The organism is Methanophagales archaeon, assembly GCA_021159465.1.
In the GTDB taxonomy this organism is placed as follows: Archaea; Halobacteriota; Syntropharchaeia; order Alkanophagales; family Methanospirareceae; genus G60ANME1.
Genome location: JAGGRR010000186.1, coordinates 1 through 1,879, shown reverse-complemented (window position 1 = coordinate 1,879; position 1,879 = coordinate 1). Strand labels below are relative to the sequence as shown.

Here is a 1,879-nt window from a genome sequence, read left to right as displayed (position 1 = left end):
AACACAGATTTGGGCTTCTTCGCAGCGAACAACTGGTGGAACTACAATGTGAGCAGCTTCGTGGACAATGTTCGATTAAGGAAGTGCACAGGTGCAGAACGAGAACCATTCGTCGATTTCGGACTCGCTGATGTCACAATCTCAAATATCTCATCAAGATATCGTTCACGTTACGCAAATTTCCCCAATCAGATACTTGTGAATGTCACGAATAAAGGCACTGCTGACGCCCGCAACTTCTTAGTCGCACTTTATGCTCGTGATAATGATAATGATAATGATAACGTGAGTGGCGTGAGTGAGCCTCAAGAAATTGCAAATAAAACGATAACGGTACCTCACAAAAGCTCAAGAATCGTTGAATTCATCTGGACTCCCCCAAAAGAAGGGAATTACACGCTCATCGTGAAGGCAGATGAGAAGAACATCGTGGATGAACTGAATGAAACGAACAACATTATGAGCTGGGATGTGTGTGTGAATGCTCTGAAATACTGGGGCTTTGCATTCATGAAGAATGTGAGTTTGAAGCCTTTTTTTGCAATAAAAAATGCGACTGTGCTGCTCACCCTTGACCCTTCAATATTTGACTATGCGAAAGTTAATCCGGATGGCTCTGATTTGCGGATAAAAAACGATAAAGGAGAGGACCTGCCATACTGGATAGAGGAGTGGAACACATCAGGAATAAGCAGAATATGGTTCAAAACGGATTCAAATTCAGGTGTCGTGCATCTATGCTACGGAAATTGCACCGTCAATCATCGCAATGAGACAATTATCGCCTCATTCTTTGAGGACTGGGAATCACAAGCGAGAAGTGCTGAACTGTATCGTGAGCTTTCCATGAATGTGAGCAATGCCTTCTTCTGTGCTGATGCTCGTGCCGATTCAGTATCATACATAATAGATGTGAATGTTTCAGGCAAAATTTATCATCTGTGGTACAATTTATCAAATCAACTTCCTGAAGACACTGATGATACGCTTTATTTCGCTTTCTACCCGAAGCCAGAGGGGCATGTGTGGCATATACACCGCAATTTGCGAGAAGATTTGCGCAGTAAGGGCATTGAAGTCCCGGAATTCTTCAATATTACGAGGATTGCTCTCCGTGTCAGGTCAACGGGCTATTTTGCGATATTTGGCATGAATCACCCGGTTGTTTGTGCGAACATAGGGAAGCCTGAGCTGAATGTCAGCGTTAAGAACGCCACTTTTTATGCGAATGCGACTTCTGATATGCGCGTGCTTGTTGAAAACACAGGTGAGGCGGATGCAAATGTGACTGTTCGCATGACAATATACGATGAGGATGTTTCTGTTGTCGTATTTGACGATGTGCGGGGAGGAGAAGTGCCTCACAGGTCATCTCGCACATTCTCGTTCAGATGGACTCCGCCACATGCCGGCAGTTATTCGTTGAGTGTCTCTCTCTTTCAGCTTCAAAATGAGAGTAAGCGCATCAGTAAGCGCATTCATGTCAATCCTGACCTCAAGTGGCAATACAACACAACCGTCAAGATAAATGTGAGAGGCGACGATTTAAGCGATGTTGCGGTGCCGATAGAGCTGTCGCCGGATGTTTACAACCGCTCTTTGGAGGATGGTTCAGACATCCGTGTGTTCAGAGGTGAGGAAGAAGTGCCTTTCTGGGTTGCGTGGTTCTCACCAAACGGGAGTGTGTTATTCACGAATGTATCTGTGCCGTGCACGCTCCACGTTTTTTACGGCTGTTCTGCGTGCGCTGATGTCTTATCACCGAGCAATGCATCTACCGTGGCATCATTCTATGAGGACTGGAGCAATTATATAGAATATGGAGAGCATACACATTTTTACGGCTGGTCAAATCCGAGATTACGCTCGGCTGATGGGT

General features: G+C 45.2%; 1 protein-coding gene. It reads left to right on the top strand.

The window, feature by feature from the left end:
- Positions 1-1,879: DUF2341 domain-containing protein (locus J7J01_08150; GenBank protein ID MCD6210838.1), on the top strand; the 1,879-nt coding region annotated here is incomplete at both ends.